This window comes from Frondihabitans sp. OV104, assembly GCF_057787745.1.
The window spans coordinates 2,987,638-3,005,330 of the sequence record NZ_CM173541.1 but is presented as its reverse complement, the minus strand read 5'-3'; the positions used below and the strand labels follow the sequence as shown (position 1 = coordinate 3,005,330).

General features: G+C 71.3%; 19 protein-coding genes. 10 read left to right on the top strand and 9 right to left on the bottom strand.

What is annotated here, in order from left to right; genetic code table 11:
- Positions 1–64 precede the first annotated feature (64 nt).
- From AC3CBB_RS14075 to AC3CBB_RS14055, 5 genes are all read left to right on the top strand, one after another.
- Positions 65–412 carry a LysR family transcriptional regulator gene (locus tag AC3CBB_RS14075; RefSeq protein WP_123505829.1) on the top strand — a complete coding sequence of 116 codons (348 nt, stop codon included), beginning with the start codon at positions 65–67 and terminating at the stop codon, positions 410–412.
- Position 413: 1 nt separating this feature from the next.
- Positions 414–905 carry a winged helix-turn-helix transcriptional regulator gene (locus tag AC3CBB_RS14070; RefSeq protein WP_488625074.1) on the top strand — a complete coding sequence of 164 codons (492 nt, stop codon included), beginning with the start codon at positions 414–416 and terminating at the stop codon, positions 903–905.
- A 57-nt stretch (positions 906–962) separates the two neighbouring features.
- Positions 963–1,682: an SDR family oxidoreductase gene (locus AC3CBB_RS14065; protein ID WP_488625073.1), complete on the top strand. Its 720-nt coding sequence runs from the start codon at positions 963–965 to the stop codon at positions 1,680–1,682.
- A gap of 95 nt (positions 1,683–1,777) precedes the next feature.
- Positions 1,778–2,776 carry an alpha/beta hydrolase gene (locus AC3CBB_RS14060; protein ID WP_488625072.1) on the top strand — a complete coding sequence of 333 codons (999 nt, stop codon included), beginning with the start codon at positions 1,778–1,780 and terminating at the stop codon, positions 2,774–2,776.
- Between the two features lie 68 nt (positions 2,777–2,844).
- Positions 2,845–4,053, top strand: coding sequence for a C40 family peptidase (locus tag AC3CBB_RS14055; RefSeq protein WP_488625071.1), 1,209 nt, complete (start codon positions 2,845–2,847; stop codon positions 4,051–4,053).
- A gap of 75 nt (positions 4,054–4,128) precedes the next feature.
- Here AC3CBB_RS14055 and AC3CBB_RS14050 read toward each other — a convergent pair whose 3' ends face one another.
- From AC3CBB_RS14050 to AC3CBB_RS14040, 3 genes are all read right to left on the bottom strand, one after another.
- Positions 4,129–5,919: an MFS transporter gene (locus tag AC3CBB_RS14050; protein WP_488625070.1), complete on the bottom strand. Its 1,791-nt coding sequence runs from the start codon at positions 5,917–5,919 to the stop codon at positions 4,129–4,131.
- A gap of 58 nt (positions 5,920–5,977) precedes the next feature.
- Positions 5,978–6,556 carry a PadR family transcriptional regulator gene (locus tag AC3CBB_RS14045; protein WP_488625069.1) on the bottom strand — a complete coding sequence of 193 codons (579 nt, stop codon included), beginning with the start codon at positions 6,554–6,556 and terminating at the stop codon, positions 5,978–5,980.
- Between the two features lie 71 nt (positions 6,557–6,627).
- The gene (locus AC3CBB_RS14040; RefSeq protein WP_488625068.1) at positions 6,628–6,963 is read right to left on the bottom strand and encodes a hypothetical protein; all 336 of its coding nucleotides are present in this window, start codon (positions 6,961–6,963) and stop codon (positions 6,628–6,630) included.
- 54 nt (positions 6,964–7,017) lie between these two features.
- Between AC3CBB_RS14040 and AC3CBB_RS14035 the strand changes: the two genes are divergently transcribed.
- A complete protein-coding gene (locus AC3CBB_RS14035; protein ID WP_488625067.1) occupies positions 7,018–8,769 on the top strand; it encodes a DUF2207 domain-containing protein in 1,752 nt (583 codons plus the stop codon).
- A gap of 62 nt (positions 8,770–8,831) precedes the next feature.
- On the opposite strand, the gene AC3CBB_RS14030 is transcribed toward AC3CBB_RS14035, so the two are convergent.
- Both AC3CBB_RS14030 and AC3CBB_RS14025 read right to left on the bottom strand, forming a co-directional pair.
- On the bottom strand, positions 8,832–9,872 hold the full coding sequence (locus AC3CBB_RS14030) for a glycoside hydrolase family 6 protein (RefSeq protein ID WP_488625066.1): 1,041 nt from the start codon (positions 9,870–9,872) through the stop codon (positions 8,832–8,834).
- Between the two features lie 107 nt (positions 9,873–9,979).
- A complete protein-coding gene (locus tag AC3CBB_RS14025; RefSeq protein WP_488625065.1) occupies positions 9,980–11,200 on the bottom strand; it encodes a multidrug effflux MFS transporter in 1,221 nt (406 codons plus the stop codon).
- Between the two features lie 41 nt (positions 11,201–11,241).
- On the opposite strand from AC3CBB_RS14025, the gene AC3CBB_RS14020 reads away from it, so the two are divergent.
- Positions 11,242–11,718, top strand: coding sequence for a MarR family winged helix-turn-helix transcriptional regulator (locus AC3CBB_RS14020; RefSeq protein WP_233579944.1), 477 nt, complete (start codon positions 11,242–11,244; stop codon positions 11,716–11,718).
- A gap of 67 nt (positions 11,719–11,785) precedes the next feature.
- Here AC3CBB_RS14020 and AC3CBB_RS14015 read toward each other — a convergent pair whose 3' ends face one another.
- Positions 11,786–13,036 (bottom strand): mannosyltransferase family protein, encoded by a 1,251-nt coding sequence (locus AC3CBB_RS14015; RefSeq protein WP_488625064.1) that lies wholly within the window; start codon positions 13,034–13,036, stop codon positions 11,786–11,788.
- A gap of 125 nt (positions 13,037–13,161) precedes the next feature.
- Between AC3CBB_RS14015 and AC3CBB_RS14010 the strand changes: the two genes are divergently transcribed.
- Both AC3CBB_RS14010 and AC3CBB_RS14005 read left to right on the top strand, forming a co-directional pair.
- Positions 13,162–13,740, top strand: coding sequence for a sulfite oxidase-like oxidoreductase (locus AC3CBB_RS14010; protein WP_488625063.1), 579 nt, complete (start codon positions 13,162–13,164; stop codon positions 13,738–13,740).
- A complete protein-coding gene (locus tag AC3CBB_RS14005; RefSeq protein ID WP_488625062.1) occupies positions 13,737–14,489 on the top strand; it encodes an FAD-binding oxidoreductase in 753 nt (250 codons plus the stop codon). Before AC3CBB_RS14010 ends, AC3CBB_RS14005 begins: the two co-directional genes overlap by 4 nt.
- A 33-nt stretch (positions 14,490–14,522) precedes the next feature.
- On the opposite strand, the gene AC3CBB_RS14000 is transcribed toward AC3CBB_RS14005, so the two are convergent.
- Entirely contained in the window at positions 14,523–15,554 is a 1,032-nt protein-coding gene (locus tag AC3CBB_RS14000) for an aldo/keto reductase (protein ID WP_123505817.1), read from the bottom strand.
- Between the two features lie 87 nt (positions 15,555–15,641).
- Between AC3CBB_RS14000 and AC3CBB_RS13995 the strand changes: the two genes are divergently transcribed.
- A complete protein-coding gene (locus AC3CBB_RS13995) occupies positions 15,642–16,100 on the top strand; it encodes a hypothetical protein (protein ID WP_123505816.1) in 459 nt (152 codons plus the stop codon).
- Between the two features lie 16 nt (positions 16,101–16,116).
- On the opposite strand, the gene AC3CBB_RS13990 is transcribed toward AC3CBB_RS13995, so the two are convergent.
- Together AC3CBB_RS13990 and AC3CBB_RS13985 are read right to left on the bottom strand one after the other, a co-directional pair.
- Complete coding sequence (locus AC3CBB_RS13990; protein WP_123505815.1) at positions 16,117–16,491, bottom strand: hypothetical protein; 375 nt, start codon at positions 16,489–16,491, stop codon at positions 16,117–16,119.
- A 26-nt stretch (positions 16,492–16,517) separates the two neighbouring features.
- Positions 16,518–17,660, bottom strand: coding sequence for a fatty acid desaturase family protein (locus AC3CBB_RS13985; RefSeq protein ID WP_488625061.1), 1,143 nt, complete (start codon positions 17,658–17,660; stop codon positions 16,518–16,520).
- Between the last annotated feature and the right edge of the window lie 33 nt (positions 17,661–17,693).

Genomic DNA, 17,693 nt, shown 5'->3' with positions numbered 1-17,693 from the left:
GTCGTCGACGAGAGCCAGTCCCCGCCAGGCTCCGACACCCGACGGGTGCGCCTAGGCTGACGCCGTGAAGATCGCGCAGCTCCGCCATTTCGTCGTCGCGGCGGAAGAGCTCCATTTCCCGCGCGCGGCCCAGATCCTGGACATCTCGCGCCAGAAGCTCAACTCGTCGCTGGCCGCCATCGAGGCCGAGTACGGCAAGGCGCTGTTCGACCGCAGCGAGGCCGTGCCGCGCTTGACCCGCGCCGGCCAGCAGGCGCTCGCGGATGCCTACGAGGAGCTCGCCAAGCCCTCGACGCCACCCCCGCCCGAGCCGAAGCCCGCCGGCGGCAAGGCCAAGGCATCGAAGGGCGTCGGCCGCGGCAAGGTGCTGAAGGGCGAGCCCAAGCCGTTCAAGAAGCGGCAGGGGCGCTGACGTGGCGCGCCCCGAGTTGACCCCGGTCACTCCGTACTGCTCGATCGAGCGCGCCCTCGTCCTGATCGCCGACCGCTGGAGCTTCCTGATCCTCCGCGAGGTCCTGATGTACCGGCGCTCGCGGTTCGCCGAGATCCAGGCGGCGCTCGGCATCGCCAGCAACGTCCTGACCGACCGGCTCGAGCGGCTCGTCGACGGCGGGGTCCTCGAGCGAAGGGCGTATCGAGACGCAGGAACTCGCACCCGCCCGAGCTACCACCCGACGCGCGCGGGAGCCGACCTCACGCTGGTCCTCGCCGCCCTGCAGCAGTGGGGCGACGAGTACGAGCCCCGCGCCGCCGGCCCGACCGTCGTCCGCCGCACCGTCGACGGCGGAGCACCGGCGTCGGTCGCGTTCGTCACGGCCGACGGCGTGGCTCTGGGCATCGACGACGTGACGTTCGAGACGACCGATGCCTACCCCGGCCACGGCGCCCGCACGAATCCGGAATAGCTCCTGCCCGGCTGGGTTGCACTAAGCAAGTCAGCCCACCCCACGCAAGGAGTTCTCATGTCCGTCGAATTCACCAATGCAGTCGTCCTGGTCACCGGTGCGAACGGAGGCCTCGGCGAGCAGTTCGTCGCGCAGGCCCTCGAGCGCGGTGCCAGCAAGGTCTACGCCACCGCCCGCACGCCCCGCGACTGGGGCGACGCCCGCATCGTGCCGCTCCGCCTGGACGTCACCGACCCCGAGTCGGTCCGTGCCGCCGCCCACGCGGCCTCCGACACCACGATCGTCATCAACAACGCCGGCATCTCCAGTCGCACCGAGAACTCCCTGCTCACCAGCCCGATGGAGAGCGTCCGCGCCCTCTTCGAGACGAACTTCTTCGGCGCTGTCGAGGTCGTCCGCGCGTTCGCGCCGGTCCTCGCGGCACACGGCGGCGGGGGCTTGATCGACGTCCACTCCGTCCTGAGCTGGATCGGCATCAGCGGCGTCTATTCGGCGACGAAGGCCGCGTTCTGGTCGGCGACCAACTCGTTCCGCCTGGAGCTCGCCGGCCAGGGCACGCACGTGCTCGGCCTGCACCTCGGCTACACGGCGACCCCGATGACCGAGGGGATCGACGCCGAGATGGGCGAGGCGTCCGACGTGGTCCGCGTGGCCTACGACGGGCTCGTCGCCGGCGAGCACGAGGTCCTGGCCGACGAGATCAGCGCCCAGGTGAAGGCCGGCCTCGCCGCGCCGCTCGAGGCGCTGTACCCGGAGCTGGCCGCCGCCCGCGCCTGACCGCCTCGGCGGCGGACCCGGTGAAGCGGCGCCCGCCCCAGGCCGTAGCCCTGGGGCCGGTGCCGCTTAAAGGTTCGCACCGGCAGACTGGGGCGATGAGCAAGCTCGGGTGGGGAGTGGCGGCGGCAGCCGCGGGCGCCGCGGTGGCCGTGGTCGAATTGGTGTCGCCCCGGCCCGCGGTGGCGGCGATACGGTGGCTGTTCGACCGGGATGCCGGTTCCTGCGCCCGGGAGATGCGGCTGTACTCGACGGCGGGCCCCGTCGTCGACCGCTTCGGGATCCGGTACGGCCCGGCGCGTGAGAAGACGCGCTACGACCTGCATCGGCCGCTCGGCGACGTGGTCGCCAGGCCCACGATCGTGTGGATCCACGGCGGCGCCTGGGTCTCGGGCACGCGCTCGCATGTCACGCCCTACGTGCAGGCGCTGGCCGCGGAGGGGTTCACGACCGTGAGCGTCGACTACACGATCGCGCCGGAGGCCGGGTATCCGACCCCCGTCAGGCAGATCTCGGACGCGCTGCGGCACCTCGTCGCCAACGCCGCCGAGCTGGGCGTCGACCCCGAGCGCATCGTGCTCGCGGGCGACTCCGCCGGGGCGCAGCTGGCCAGCCAGGTCGCGGCGGTCGTCACGAACTCGAAGTACGCCGCCGAGGTGGGCGTGACGCCGCCGCTGCGGCCGGGGCAGCTGCGCGCGCTCGTCCTCCACTGCGGGATCTACGACGTCGGAGCGGTCGACGATCGGCGCGGGGTGATCGCGTGGGGTTTCGCGAAGGCGCTCTGGGCGTACACGGGGTCGCGCCGCGGGGCTCCTGAGATGTCGACCATCCGGGCGGTGACGGAGCGCTACCCGGCGACCTTCGTGTCGGGCGGCGACGCCGACCCGCTGACCGCCTCGCAGTCGAGGCCGTTCGCGCAGCGCCTCGGCGAGCTGGGCGTGCCGGTGTCGACTCTCTTCTGGCCGGAGGGCACCGGGATGCCGCACGAGTACCAGTTCCACGCGCACCTGCCGGAGTCGCGTGATGCCTTCGAGGCGTCGGTGACCTTCCTGAGAGAGACCCTCTCGGATGATCGAGATCATCCTGTGGGTGGATAACAGGAAGATAACGAACGCCCAGGATCAGAGGTTGGCCTCGGGCCGGATTCCCCCTAGGGTGGACTCCGATGCACACGATCGACCCGACTCCCGAGCCCCGCACCACCGGACCCTCGGTCGAAGTCCGGATCGCCGCCGAACCGAGGCGCTCGGGCCGTCGTGCGGCCGTCGCGTCGTCTGTGTCCGCCCTTGCCGAGGCCCCGTTCGGTATCGATCCGGTCATCAGCCCGCGTCGCGCCGCCCGTGCCGCTCGCGAGGCTGCGGCCGCCGCTGAGCTCATGTCGGGCTCGGCCTCGGATCCCGCCCCGGTCTCGCCGGTCGTGGCTGCTGCGCCCGTGTCGCCGATCATGGCACCTGCAGCCTCCGTGGCTCCCGCCCCGGTCTCGCCGGTCGTCGCGCCGACCGCGGTCGCCCCGGTCGCACCTGCGGCCACCACCGCCCCGCTTGCCCTCTCGGGGCTCGCCGCCAGCATCCCCAGCAGCGTCGTCGCGGGCCGCCGCCAGACTTTCGTGCCCTCCGCCGTCGAGCCGACCGGGCGCTCCCGCGTCGTCGTCTCCCGTCCGGCTCAGCGTCCGGCGATCGCCGCCCCAGCCGGCCGCCGCGGGGCCCGCATCGCCCTGGCCGCCCGTCGCGGCGCGATCGTCGGTGTCGTCTGCGGCATCCTGGCGACCTCCGTGCTGCCCGTCCTGAAGTCCGCACAGACCGCCGCCTACGCCTCCCCGACCGGCACGACCACTGTCGTCGCCACCGGCAGCCAGACGTACGACGTCGCCACCGGCGTCCTGAACACCGTCTCCGGCCGCGACTCGTACGGCGCCACCTCGGTCGTCGACTACGAGGTCTCGGCCATCGCGGCCCGCCAGAAGCTCGGCATCTACGAGTGGACCGGCCCCACCGCCGCCGACTACCTCGCCAAGCCGAAGTACGCCAAGCTCGACCGCGCCGAGGTCTACCAGGTCGCGCTGCAGTACCTCGGCACGCCGTACGTGCACGGCGGCGACACCCCCGGCTCGTTCGACTGCTCGGGCCTGATCATGTACGTCTACGCGCAGTTCGGCATCTCGCTGCCGCACTACGTCCCCTCGCAGGACGCCGCCGGCACCACTATCTCGCAGAGCGAGGCCGTTCCGGGAGACCTCGTGGTCTTCGACAGCGACGACCACGACGGCATCTACGCCGGCAACGGCATGATCCTCGACGCTCCGAAGCCGGGCGGCTACGTCAGCGTCCGCCCCATCTGGGACGCCCCGCACCACTTCGTGCGCATCGCCGGCTAGCCGCGCACCGGCTCTCCCGGGTGCAGACGAAACCGCCCCCGGGCCTGGGCTCGGGGGCGGTTCGTCATGCGGAGATCAGCGGGCGGCGGGAGATCCGGCGTCGGGTTCGACGTCGGCCGCGTGGTCGCCGTGGTGCGGAGTGCCGGCGTGAGCGCCGTTTCCCGTGTGCACGGGCTCGGCAGGATGCGCGGGATCAGCGGCGTGCGCCCCGTGGTGGGGCGCACCGGCCCCGACGGGCTCGGCCACCTTCGCCGACGCGCCGTCCCCGTCGTCAGGCCGTGAGCCGTCCGCACCGCCGGCAGGTGCATCGGCACCCTTCCCGGCAGGCGCCCCGCCCCCGTGGCCGCCGCCGAACCCGACGCGCTTCGGCAGCGCGAAGACGAGGACGAAGGCCGCGACGGCGAAGATGGCGCTGACGAGCATGGCGTGGGCGGAGGCCGAGGTGAAGTTGGTCGCGAGCTGGTCGAGGACGTCTCGCTTCACTGCTGCGATAGCGGCGGGCGTGTTCGAGGTCGGCTTGCCGGCGGTGGGTGAGACGAAGGTGCCGAACAGCACCGAGCCGATCACGGCGATGCCGATCGCCGAGCCGATGCGCTGGATGGCCGAGATCACCGCGGAGCCCGAGCCGGCGTCCTTGCGGTCGACGGTCGCGACGATGAACTGCGCGTTCGGGGCGATGAAGAGGCCGTTGCCGAGGCCCGCCACGAAGAGCGGCGCGAGCAGCATCCAGCTCGTGAGGTCCTGGCCCGACACGTTGACGAGCAGCAGCCAGATCACGATGAGGCCGATCGCGACGAGCGCCGTGCCGATGATCAGGACAGTGCGGCCGAGGCGCTGCGACAGGCGGTTGCTCTGCGACGAGCCGAGGATCGAGCCGACGGCGAACGGGATCGTGACGGCACCCGACTCGAGGGCCGTGTGCTGCAGGCCCGTCTGCCACAGCAGCGAGATCGTGAAGAAGATGCTGGTGAACGCGGCGAAGTAGACGAGTGCGAGGATCAGGCCGCCGGTGAACTGCGGGTGGCGGAAGAGCGACGGCGGGACGAGCGGCGAACGCCCGCTGCGCGAGACGCGCACCTCCCACAGGCCGAACAGCGCGAGGAGCACGACTCCGCCGGCGATGGTGAGGTAGGTCCAGATCGGCCACCCCGCCTGCTGGCCCTGGATCAGCGGCACGAGCAGAGCGACGAGTGCGGCCGAGACCAGGATCACGCCGATCCAGTCGAGCCCGGCTGGCGGACGCGGTGCCGACCTGTCGCGCTTTGGCAGCCAGATCGCAGCGAGGATCAACGTCGCGACGCCGATGGGGAGGTTCACGTAGAACACGGTCCGCCAGCCGTCCGTGTCGCCGAACGCCTGGATCAGGAGGCCGCCGACGATCGGGCCGAGGGCCGACGAGACGCCGATGACGCTGCCCATGATGGCGAACGCCTTGCCGCGGGCCTGGGGCGGGAAGAGCAGCTGGATGAACGCGGTCACGGCAGGCACGTAGATGCCGCCGGCCAGACCCTGGATGACGCGGAAGATGACGAGCTGCTCGTCGGTCTGCGAGATCCCGCAGGCGAACGACGCGGCAGTGAACAGCGCGATGCCGGTGAAGAACACCCACTTGTGTCCGATGCGGTCGCCGATGCGGCCGGCGGGGATGAGGGCGAGGCCGAACGCGAGCGCATAGCCCGAGATGATCCACGAGATCGTCGACTCGGAGGCGTCGAGCGAGGTGCGGATGGTGGGGAGCGCGACGTTGACGATGGTCGTGTCGAGCAGGGCGATGAACATGCCCATGAGCAGCACGACGAGGGATCGCCACGCCGTCTTGGGGATTGCGGGAGCGCCGGCTGTGGCGGCCGCGGGGGCGGTGGTCATGGTCGGTGGAGCCTTTCTGGAACAGCAGGGGAGAGGAGAACAGGGGGAGGGTGAGGAGTCAGGGGGTGGCCCGGTCGGGTTCGACGCGCGACTTCTCGTCGGCGACGATCGCCGGAAGGTGCTGCTGGAGGGAGCGCAGCCAGTCGATCTCCGACCGCAGTCGGTGCTCACCGTGAGCGATCACGAACTCCTCGCCGGTCGAGAGCCAGGGCTTGGCTCGCTCGTTGTTCGCGACGGTGTCGGCGAGCAGCTTCTCGAGGGCGTCGGCGCGTTCCTGGATCGTACGCGGGAGCTCGTCGAGGCGCTCGGGGTCGAGCCGGGCGAGTGCCAGGTCGAACGGGTCGGGGCGGTGGACGACCTCGAGCAGGGTCGACTGTCGCAGCTGCGTCAGAGCGACCCGGCCGCCCTCGGTGATGGCGTAGACCTGACGCTCGGGAAAGTTGCCCTCGCGCTCCGTCCGCACCTCGGTCAGCAGCCCGTCGGACGCCAGCCGCTTGAGGGCGCCGTACAGCGCGCCGACGCTGACGTCGGTCCACAGCGAGATCCGCTCCTGCTCCGCCTGCAGGCGGAGCTGGTGCCCGTGCATCTCTCCGTAGCGCTCGAAGGCGTCGAGGATGAACAGGCGGATGGACGACATGCGACTACTCTCGCGTAAGTACTCTCACCTGTCAATGTCGGGCGCAGGAACTGGCCGGCCGCCGCCGACCCTCAGGCTGACGGCGCGTCGGCCGCCGCCGCGTTGCCCCGCACGATCCCCCACGTGAGGAACGCGAACAGCAGCACGTACGCGACCACGACGAGCCCGGCGGACGGCGCCGGCTGCAGGGCGACGAGCCCGCCCGCGACGGCGACGAGCCCGCCGACGGTCACGGGGAGGAGCGCCTTCAGGTGCCCGGCCTCCCAGGCGTCCTGCGAGTCGAGGAAGTGCCCGATCCTGATGCCGACCGCCCCGTTGAGCTTGACGACGCCGGCCGCCGCCAGAACGGTCGTGCCCATCACGACGACGGCGAGCACGAAGAGGACGATGGCGGCGACGATCACCATCCCGAGGATAGCCGGGCCCGGACGCGCCGCTGCGCCCGTGGCTAGCCTGGGCGGGTGAAGAAAGCGCTCCTCGCCCTCCTCGCCGCATCGGTCCTCGTGCTCGTGCTTCCCGGAAGGGCCCATGCGGGCGTCGACGACTTCCGCTTCTCGAGCATGAGCACGGCCTACACCCTTGGCGTCGATGCCAAGGGGCGCTCGACGCTCCGGACGGTCGAGACGCTCACCGCCGAGTTCCCTGCGTCCGATCAGAATCACGGGATCCGTCGGGTTCTCAACGACCGCTACGACGGGCACCCCACCGATCTGAAGGTCGTCTCCGTCACGGACGGCGATGGCCGTGACCGCCCCTTCGACGTCGACGGCGGCGACGACGATACGACGGAGGTGACAAGCAGTGCGCAGGGCTTCGTCCATGGGACGCAGGTGTACGTCATCACCTACGAGCAGGCGAACGTGACGCTCCAGCGCGCAGACTCGGGGAACGACGAGTTCTACTGGGACGTCAACGGGACCGACTGGGCGCAGCCGTTCGACCGGGTAGCGGCCACGCTCACAGTCAGCCCGGCGCTGGCAGACGCCCTGACCGGCGACCGGACTGCCGTGTCGGGCCGCGAAGGGTCGACGACTTCCGCGACGATCGACCAGCCGTCGGCGCGCACCGTGACCGCATCCGCGACCGACCTCGCGGCGGGCGAGACGCTGACAATGGCGGTCGGCTTCCGAGCCGGTACATTCACCCCGCGCGCCGACGGCGTGCTCGCGGCACCGTGGCCGCTGCTATCCCTTGGGGGTGGCCTCCTGGCGCTACTGGGAGCTGCCGGCGCAGTCCTCGCGCGCCGCGGCCCGCTCCGGAACGCGCCGGGCCGGCCCACCGTCGTCACCGAGTTCGGTCCGCCGAAGGGCATGACGATCCCGTTCGCCGGGCACCTCGCCTCGAAGACGCCGACGGCGGCCGAGTTCCTGGGGCTTGCGGTCAAGGGCTGCGTCCAGCTGGTCGAGAAGCCGGGCAAGCGGAAGCCGACCTACGCCCTGCGTTTCGTCACGGTAGACGGCGCCGATCGCGACGACCTCGTGTTCCTCGACGCCCTGTTCGGCGACTCCCCGCAGGCAGGGGCCGAATTCGACCTCGTCACTAAGAACGCTACGGCCATTCGGAGGCTCTCCGGGTTCTTCCGGACGCTCCCGGTGCGCGCCCTCGACGAGGGTTACCGCCGTCGCGGACCCGGCCGCCTCGTCGCCCCCATCGTGATTGCGGCAGTCGTCGGCGGTCTGGCGGCGATCGTGTTCGGCATCGTCTCCATCGGCACGGTGGTCGGCGGCGGCTGGCCCGTCGCCGCGCTCGTCGTCGGCTTCGTCGCGATCGGCGTCGGGCCGGCCCTCGTGGCAAGGCGTCCACTCACGAAGCGCGGAGCCGAGGTGCGCGACCACCTGGCCGGGCTGGAGCGGTACACCAAGCTCGCCGAGGCAGACCGCTTCGCCGCACTGCAGTCACCGGAGGGCGCGCTGCGGATGCCCGGTATCGGCGCGGAGTCCTGGCTGCTCCTCAACGAGCGGCTTCTGCCGTGGGCTGCTCTCTTCGGCCAGCAGAAGCGCTGGTCGGAGGAGCTCGGCCGCCTCTACATGGACCGAAGCGAGCAGCCGTCCTGGTACTCGGGGCAGACCCCGTTCTCGCCAGCCGTTTTCGCGGCGGCCGTAGGTGGGTTCCAGGCATCGACCACGAGTGCCTTTAGCTCAACCACCGGCGGCAGCACGGGCGGTGCCGTGGCCGGCGGCGGAGGTGGCGGTGGCGGAGGCGGCGGGACGTAGGCGGTCCGGCTCGGCAACCACCCGACGACGCAGCCGCTCGCCTTTTTCCGGGGGCTGGCCGATCAGTCTCGGCGGAATCGCACCAGGCGCTCGGCGTACGACGAGAACCACACGCCCGCCTTCGGCCCCCCGTTGCACGAGCCGTCGCTGATGCCCGGCGTCTTGATCCAGAGCAGCGCGTCGAGCCCGGTGGTCCCGTAGGTCACGTGCGGCGCCTGCCCGAGTCCGACTCCCGACGGGTTGCACCAGGTGCCCTTCCAGCCCTGGCCGTTGCGCGACACGTCGATGACGTAGTGCGAGTCGCCGGTCAGCGCCGATACCTTCTCGGCGAAGGCGCGCTCGTCGTCGACCGGATAGAAGCTGGCGACGTTCGTGAAGAAGCCGCGGGCGTCGGCGATGCCGGCCTTCTCGAGTCGCTCGGCGATGACGGAGGGCTGGACCCAGTGGCTGTTGCCGGCGTCGAGGTAGGCGGGGACCTTCGCCGCCGCGAGCTGCTCGACGGCCTGCTTCACGAGCGGGAGCCGCCGCTCGGTCTCGTCGGGGCAGTTGGTGAGCATCGCGAGCGAGTCGGGCTCGACCATGACGACGGCGCGGTGGCCCTCGAGCGTGTCGGCGACCGCCTGAGTCCAGACCGGGTACTCCTTCTCCGACCAGCCGCCGGCCGAGAAGTCGCCGCAGTCGCGGTTGGGGATGGCGTAGAGCACGAAGACGGGCGTCGTGCCGGCCTTCTCGGCGGCGGCGACGTTCTTCGCGACGACCTTCTTCACCTCGGCGACCGAGTACTGGTCGCCGAGCCACATCGCCGTCGACGTCTTCGCGATCTCCTCGGCCGCCGTGGCGGCAGTGTCGTCGCCCTTGTCACGCAGGGTGACGGCCGCGCGGGCGGCGAGGCTGTCCGCCTGCACGTACAGCCCTCTGGCGTACAGCGTCTGGTTCGACTCGGCCTGGATCGTCGTCGGGGTGGGCGTCGGGGTCTCCTTCGGCGTGGGCTCGCTGGTCGTCGAGCCCGAGGTGCAGGCCGACGCGACCACGGCCACAGCCGCGCCGACCATGGCGACGGCGGCGAGGCGCCGGGCGAGAGAGCGGGTGCGGCGAGGGGTCATGGGGTCCGATCGGGCGTCGCGGGTCAAGGGGCGCCCCACTTCGCACGCTCTCCCAGTGCACCACGCCTCGCCCGATCCGGCAACGCCCGCATCGAGGGGGCGAAGCCTCAGCGCCGGCGGCCGACCACCAGGAACGCGGCGACAGCGACGACGGCCGAGCTCGTCATGACGATGGCGAGAGGCAGAGCGGTGTGCTCCCCGCCGAGTCCGACGAGGGGCGAGACGAGGGCTGCGAGCCCGAACTGGAGGGCCCCGAGGACGGCCGAGCCGGTTCCTGCCGCCCTCGGAACCGCACCCAGCGCGAGCGCCGTCGCATTGCCGAGCACGAGGCCCAGGCTCGTCACGGCGACGAACAGGGGGATCGGCAGCAGTGCGACCGGTGCGCCGGTGACGACGAGCACCAGGATCGCGACGGCCGCCGCGAGGATCAGCAGGAGGCCGACCCGCACGAGCGAGCGCTCCGGCCGGGTGGCGGCGAGCTTCGCCGCGACGGCGCTCATCGCCACGAGCCCCACGGCGTTCAGCCCGAAGAGCGCGCCGTACGCCGGTGCCGAGAGACCGATCATCACCTGGTACACGAAGGGGCTGGCCGAGATGTAGGCCATCATCACCGCGAAGGCGAACGCGAAAGCCAGGGTGTAGCCCAGGAACTCCCGCGACCGCAGCGCACCCCACCCGGCGGGGGCCGTGCTCTCCCGGGCGGCCCGCCGCCTGTCGGGGGTGTGCGACTCGCGGACCACCAGCGCCACCGCCACGCAGCTCGCGCCCACGATCCCGAAGACCACCCAGAGGATGCCGCGCCAGCCGATGCTCGACACCAGGAGGCTCCCGACCAGCGGGGCGACGACAGGGGCGACGCCGCCGACGATCATCATCAGGCTGAAGGCCTTGGCCGCCGCCTTGCCGGTGGCGAGATCGGAGATGATCGCGCGGCCGATGACCATGCCCGCGGCGCCGGTCAGCCCCTGCACGAAGCGAGCGGCGATCAGGATTCCGACGGTCGGGGCGAGCGCGGCGACGGCACTCGCCGCGACGCAGACGAGAGCGCCGATGAGGAGGGGGCGGAAGCGTCCGACGCGGTCCGAGAGCGGGCCGAAGAGGAGCTGGCCCACGGCGATGCCCACGAGGAAGGCGGTCAGCGAGAGCTGGACGGCCGTGGCCGTGGTGTCGAGCTCGCGCGTCATGATCGGGAACGCCGACAGATAGAGGTCGGTGCCGAACGGGGCGAGGGCGGAGAGCAGGGCGAGGACGACGAGAAGCCTCGGCGTGAGGCCGCGGTGGCCGGTCGGCAGAGCGCGGGAGGCGGTGTCGGTCGAAGTAGCAGTCATAGTTATAAAACTATAACTGATGGAGCGCCTAAGATCGAGGCGTGAACACCCTGGCCGACGACGCTCCCTGGGCCGACCTCGCAGACTTCGTGGTGACGGTCGCCCGCGAGATCCAGACGCACGGGTTTCCGGACGACGTCGTCGAGCTCGTCGGCTCGGAGCAGATGGTCATCCGCTACATCCACCGCAATCCCGGGTCGAGCCCCAGCGACGTCGCTGTCGGGACAGGCCTTCAGCGCAGCAATCTCAGCGCGGCCCTCAGGACGCTCGAGGCACGTGGCCTCGTCGAGCGCCGGCCCGATCCGTCGGACGCCCGGCGCGTGCAGCTGTGGCACACGGCGGCCGCCGACGCCAACCTCGATCGCCTGCGCGCCGCCCGGTCGGCGTTGATCGCCGAGGCGCTGGGCGACGAGGTCGACCCCGTCGAGGGCGCGCGGGTGCTCCGGCTGCTCGAGCGCGTCGAGGCCGGGCTCACGGCAGGCCGCCGCGCCGCCGTCGAGTCGGCCGCGCGGGCCTAGACCCCCCGGAAGCGGCGTCCGCCCCCGGCAGCGACGCTGCGCGCGTGCCGTAATGCGGGGTCCACGGTCACGGAGGTCCGGTCAGCCAGAGCGTCACCGCCGCCGACACCTGGAACGCCAGCGCCGACGCGAGCACCATTCGCCGCAGCGCGGACCGGTGCGTGATGCTGTCGACGGCGACGAGCGGCGCCAGCGGCATGATGAGCCGCGCGATGCTCTGCTGCGGGAGGAAGACCGCCAGCAGGTACAGCGCGAACGACGTCAGGTAGGCCCGGACCTCGAGCCCGAGCCGGCGGAGCGACGGCTTGCGCATGCCGTAGATCCAGAGAGCGGCGATCGCGAGCACGACGACGGCGCCCAGGATGCCGAGGAAGTGGACCAGCATGATGAACCACGGCGTCAGCGGCACGAACTTCGGCTCGAAGCCGAGCACCTGCACCCACCATGACATCTCGGTCTTCAGGTAGGCGTCGGGGTCGCCGGTGATGCCCGCCGCGATGAGCGGCCAGGCGAGCCCGGCGGCGCCCATGACGACGCCGGCGAACACGGCCGACGCCCGCTCGGTCTTCGGGAAGTCGTCGCGCTCCTTCCAGAACCGCACGACGACCACGACCAGCAGCGCGAGCGCGAGCGCGAGCGCTCCGGGTCGAGTGAAGGCCGCGACCACCCCGCACCACATGAGCGTCACGTACCGCCGGGTCATCAGCGCCCACAGCCCGGTGAACATGAGGAAGAGGAACATGCTCTCGGCGTAGCCGACCTGCAGCACGAACGCCATCGGCCCGAAGACGAAGAAGACGGTGCCCCAGAGCGCGCCGAGCTCGTCGACCCGGAGGCGCAGCAGGCGGTGGAGCATGAGCGCGGCGAGGGCGCCGAACACCGTCGCGACCCCGACCCCGACGGCGGCGGTGTCCCAGCCGGTGATCTGGGCCAGGATCCGGGTCGCCCACGGGAAGGCCGGCAGGAAGGCCCAGGCGTTGGGCTGCACGCTGCCGTCCGTCGCGACCGGCAGCTGGTGCGGATAGCCGTGCTGGGCGATCTGCACGTAGTAGCGGGCATCCCAGATCGTTCCGAGGAACCCGAGGAACCCCTTCGACGAGCCGCCGTCGACGTAGCCGTCGGCGTATTGGCCGGGAGCGGTGGCGGCGACCCGGTAGAGCACGAAGAGGATCGCCGTCGAGAAGACGCGCGAAAGGCCGTAGAGAGCGAGGACTGCGCCCCACCACGGGAGCCGTCTCGCTGCTGTGAGCAGACGCGACGGCGATGTCAGGGGCTCGGCTACGGCGACACTCGTTGTTGCAGGGTCTCGGTCCAGCACATCACATTGTATTCACGCCCGACCGTCGGGCCGCATCACCCCGGAGGGTGAGACCGACCGTTCCGTCCCTTCCTTCGCGGGTCGCGAGGTGCCAGGCTGGTCTCACCCACGTCGAGGAGGCCCCCTTGGTCGGTTTCACCGGTACCGCGAGTCGCCGCAAGGCCGCCTCGGATCTGCCACCGGGCCAGTACCTGGAGCGCGGCTTCCCGGTGCTCTCGGCCGGGCCGACGCCGAACATCAAGCGCTGGGAGCTCCAGATCGCGACGGAGAACGGCGCGAAGTCGCTCAGCTGGGACGACTTCCTGGCCCTCCCGCAGGAGGACATCACGACCGACATCCACTGCGTGACGAGCTGGACCAAGCTCGGCACGCGCTGGCGCGGGGTCTCTCTCGACACCCTGTTCGACGGCCTCGACACCGAGCACGAGTTCGCCATGGCTCACAGCTACGGCGGCTACACGACGAACGTGCCGCTCGCCGACCTCCTCGGGGGCAGGGCGTGGATCGCGCACACCTTCGACGGTCAGCCGCTCGCCCCCGACCACGGCGGGCCGGCGCGCCTGTTCATCCCGCACCTCTACTTCTGGAAGAGCGCGAAGTGGGTCCAGGGCATCCAGACGATGCCCACGGACACCCCCGGGTTCTGGGAGGGCCTCGGCTACCACTCCCACGGCGACCCGTGGAAGGAGGAGCGCTACTCGTGACGGGCGCCTGGCGCCGGGCGGTCTGCGTCGGCGCCCGGTCCGAGACGAGCAGCGCTCGCACGATCCGCCTCCGCATCGACAAGTCGGGCGGCCTCGACGTGCTCCCCGGGCAGCACGTGGACGTGCGCTTGACCGCCGACGACGGCTACCAGGCCGTCCGCTCGTACTCCTTGTCGGCCGTTCCGAGCCGCGGCCCCGCGGGGCACGCGCTCGCCGCCGACGAGGTCGAGCTCACCGTCGAGAAGCTCGCCGACGGCGAGGTGTCGCCCTACCTGGTCGACGGGCTGGAGGTCGGCGACCCGGTCGAGATCCGCGGCCCGATCGGCGGGTGGTTCGTGTGGCACGAGGCCGACCCCGCTCCCGTGCAGCTGATCGGCGGCGGCTCGGGCGTGGCGCCGCTCATGGCCATGCTGCGGGCGCGGGCCGCGAGCGCGACAAGCGCCGCCGAGTTCCGGCTCGTGTACTCCATGCGAGTTCCTGCGTCCGAGTACTTCCGCGCCGAGCTCGCTGCGCTCGAGGCCGCAGGAACCGCCACGGTCGACCGCGTGTACACCCGCGTCGCGCCGCCCGGGTCGTTGCGCCCGCCCGGCCGGCTCGACACCGCCGTGATCGAGAGCCTCGTGCTGCCGCCGGGCGCGTCCGTGTTCGTCTGCGGCCCCAACGGGTTCGTGGCGGCGGTCGCGGCGTCGCTCGTCGAGCTCGGCCACGACCCCGCCCTGATCCGCACCGAGAGGTTCGGCGGCGTCTGACGGCGCGATCCTCGAGACCCGAGGGCGCAGGAACTAGCGCCCGCCCCCGATCTTCCTGACCCTCTGCGCGACTCCGGCCACCCCGTACGGGTAGTCGTCGGCCGCCGGGGCGCTCGCCGCCGACAGCGTGGCCACGTCGCCGGCGCTCAGTCCGAGGCCGCTCGCGCCGAGGTTGTCGACGAGCTGGTCGACCGTGCGCGCGCCGAGGATGACGCTCGTCACGGCGGGCTGCTCGAGGAGCCAGGCGATGGCGACCTGCGATGCCGTCGCGTCGTGGTCCTTAGCGGTCGCCTGGACGGCGTCGAGGATGTCCCAGGTGCGCTGGTCGCCGTTGCGGGCCTCCCACGCCTCCATGCCGCGGGCCGGGTTCTCACCGAGGCGCGAGGCTCCCGTGGGCGACTCGTCGCGCTTGTACTTGCCGGTGAGCCAGCCGCCGCCGAGGGGCGACCAGGGCAGAAGGCCGATGCCCGCGTCGAGCGAGGCGGGGACGATCTCGTGCTCGATGTCGCGCACGAGCAGGGAGTATTGCGGCTGCAGCGTCACCGGCGGCACGAGGTCGAGGGCCGCGGCGCGGTGCACGGCCTTGGTGAGCTGCCAGCCGAGGTAGTTCGAGAAGCCGTAGTAGCCGATCTTGCCGGCGGCGACGGCGTCGTCGAGGAAGCGCAGCGTCTCGTCGATGGGGGTCAGGGCGTCCCACGCGTGCATCTGGTACAGGTCGATGTGCTCGACTCCGAGGCGGGTGAGCGAGGCGTCGAGGGCGGTCCGGAGGTGGCGGCGCGAGAGGCCGAGGTCGTTGGGGCCGTCGCCCATCGGGAAGCGGCCCTTGGTGGCGAGCACGATCTGCTGCGCCTCGGTGGGGTGCGCGGCGAGCCAGGAGCCGATGATCGACTCCGAGACACCCGACGAGTACACGTCGGCGGTGTCGACGAACGTGCCGCCGTGCTCCACGAAGGTGTCGAGGATCTGGTGGGAGGTCTGCTCGTCGGCTTCTGCGCCGAAGGTCATGGTCCCGAGTGTCAGCTCTGACACGATGGTTCCTGAGTTGCCGAGGTTTCTATAGTCCATGAGGGGGACGCTAGACCCGGCAGGCGTCGTCGGGCCGGGCGTACCCCGACCGACGCCTGCCCGGTCGCGAGGTCTACCGTCTCGCGCATGGCCACTACAGCGCATGATCACGAAGCCCTCGCCCGCCAGGCGGAGGTCGCCGAGCTGCACCCGACCGCCGAGCCCAAGCACCTGCTGGCGCCGCTCGCGACCCGCATCGTGCTCCGGAGCCTCGAGGCCGTGCACGGCGACCGTGAGCTGGCGATCGTCGGCGAGTCGTTCCTCACCGCCGTCGTCGACGGCGGCAGGGTGCTCTTCTACGCCGGGTGCGACCCCGTGTGGAAGGCGGCGTCGATCGACGTGTCGAGGATCGCCGGCGTCGAGAACACCGTCAACGACGTGGGGTCGGGCGAGTTCCTGCCCCACCTGCGTCTCACCGGCAGGCTCACCACCGGCAGCCTCTACGACCTCGACTTCGAGGTGCTGCACGTTAAGGACGGCGAGCTGCGGCGCGACCTGCACATCGACGACGAGCTCACCTGGTGGGTCGAGGCCACGGAGCAGTAGATCACCATGCAGTCGGTCAGCTCCTGCGCCCGAAGACCCGGGCCAGAGCCCGGCGGGCGCGCGCCGTCAGCTCGTCGGTGACCCCGTTCGAGACCGCGACGATGCCGCCGACTCCCTCGGCCGTCGTCAGGGTCGACATCGACGCCGTCAGGTAGTGCGAGCGGGCCTTCTGCGTCGTCGCGAACACGACGTCGAGCTCGACCGCGGCCGAGCGCAGGAGGCGCAGGGCCTCGCCGTCGGTCAGATCGTAGCTGGCGGCGAGGAGCTCGAGGCTGGGCGAGATCAGGCCCTGGGCGAGCCACGCCTCGGCCCGCGCGCGGAGAGCCGTGCCGTCTTCGAGGCCGAGCATGCGGCGCGCCTCCGCGGTGCGGAGTTCGTCGAGGGCGGCCATGACTCGACCCTAGATGCTGGAGGCGATCAGCGTGGGCGGAGCTCCGCCGCCATCGGGCAGTCGAACGGGCGACGCGCGGCGAGGCCGACGCGGTTGAGGTAGCGGATGACGGTGCCGAACGCCTGCGGCAGGCTGTTCTGGGTGTAGGGGACGCCGTGCTCGAGGCAGTGCTCGCGCACCATCTTCGAGGCCTTGCGGAGGTGCGGTCGGGCCATGCTCGGGAAGAGGTGGTGCTCGACCTGGTAGTCGAGGCCGCCCATCGCGAAGGTCATGAAGCCGCCGCCGGTGATGTTGCGCGAGGTGAGGACCTGCTTCGACAGGAAGTCGACGCGGCTGCCCTCGGGGATGATCGGCATGCCGATGTGGTTCGGCGCGAAGGCCGAGCCCATGTAGAGGCCGAAGATCGCGAGCTGCACGCCGACGAAGGCGAACGCCATGCCGACCGGGAGGAACCAGAAGATCAGGCCGAGGTAGACGGTGAAGCGCACCGTGACCATGGCGATCTCGTGCCAGCGCTTGTCGACCTTGCCGCGCCCGAAGAGCGTGCGGTACGAGAGCAGGTGGAGGTTCACGCCCTCGAACAGCAGGATGGGAAAGAAGGCGTAGCCCTGCTTCTGCGTGAACAGGCGGCTGAGGCCGCGCTGCTTGACGGCGTCCTGCTCGAGGAACGACACGGTGTCGTAGTCGATGTCGGTGTCGCGCCCGATCGTGTTCGGGTTGCCGTGGTGCTTGGTGTGCTTCGAGGTCCACCAGGCGTAGCTCATGCCGACGACGCCCGACGCGAGGATTCGGCCGACCCGGTCGGAGACGACGCCCGACGAGAACACCTGGCGGTGCGCCGTCTCGTGAGCGAGGAAGGCGTACTGCGTGAAGAGCAGGCCGATGCCGCCGGCGATCAGGAGCTGGAACCAGCTGTCGCCGAGCAGGAACGACCCGGCGACGGCGGCGGCGAGCAGCAGGGTGACGACCACGAACATGCCGATGTAGAAGCCGGTGCGGCGTTCGAGGAGGCCGGCGTCCCGCACGCGCGAGAGCAGGGCGGTGTAGGTGCTGATGGGCTTCGACGTGGCGCCGGAGGTGGTGCCGCGGAAGCCGGCCGGAAGCTCGGCGCTGTTGCGGACCCGGGTCGGCACGGGGTCGGCGACCGTGGGGGAATCGAGGACGGACAAGTCATCTCCCATGACTGGGGATCGACTTCTCAG

What these genes read in the sequence shown, in the direction of transcription:
- AC3CBB_RS14050 (WP_488625070.1), bottom strand. Translation starts at nt 5,919, where the DNA reads ATGACCACCGCCCCCGCGGCCGCCACAGCCGGCGCTCCCGCAATCCCC.
- AC3CBB_RS14045 (WP_488625069.1), bottom strand. Translation starts at nt 6,556, where the DNA reads ATGTCGTCCATCCGCCTGTTCATCCTCGACGCCTTCGAGCGCTACGGA.
- AC3CBB_RS14000 (WP_123505817.1), bottom strand. Translation starts at nt 15,554, where the DNA reads ATGGACTATAGAAACCTCGGCAACTCAGGAACCATCGTGTCAGAGCTG.
- AC3CBB_RS14025 (WP_488625065.1), bottom strand. Translation starts at nt 11,200, where the DNA reads ATGACTGCTACTTCGACCGACACCGCCTCCCGCGCTCTGCCGACCGGC.
- AC3CBB_RS13990 (WP_123505815.1), bottom strand. Translation starts at nt 16,491, where the DNA reads ATGGCCGCCCTCGACGAACTCCGCACCGCGGAGGCGCGCCGCATGCTC.
- AC3CBB_RS14060 (WP_488625072.1), top strand. Translation starts at nt 1,778, where the DNA reads ATGAGCAAGCTCGGGTGGGGAGTGGCGGCGGCAGCCGCGGGCGCCGCG.
- AC3CBB_RS14055 (WP_488625071.1), top strand. Translation starts at nt 2,845, where the DNA reads ATGCACACGATCGACCCGACTCCCGAGCCCCGCACCACCGGACCCTCG.
- AC3CBB_RS13995 (WP_123505816.1), top strand. Translation starts at nt 15,642, where the DNA reads ATGGCCACTACAGCGCATGATCACGAAGCCCTCGCCCGCCAGGCGGAG.
- AC3CBB_RS14040 (WP_488625068.1), bottom strand. Translation starts at nt 6,963, where the DNA reads ATGGTGATCGTCGCCGCCATCGTCCTCTTCGTGCTCGCCGTCGTCGTG.
- AC3CBB_RS14065 (WP_488625073.1), top strand. Translation starts at nt 963, where the DNA reads ATGTCCGTCGAATTCACCAATGCAGTCGTCCTGGTCACCGGTGCGAAC.
- AC3CBB_RS14030 (WP_488625066.1), bottom strand. Translation starts at nt 9,872, where the DNA reads ATGACCCCTCGCCGCACCCGCTCTCTCGCCCGGCGCCTCGCCGCCGTC.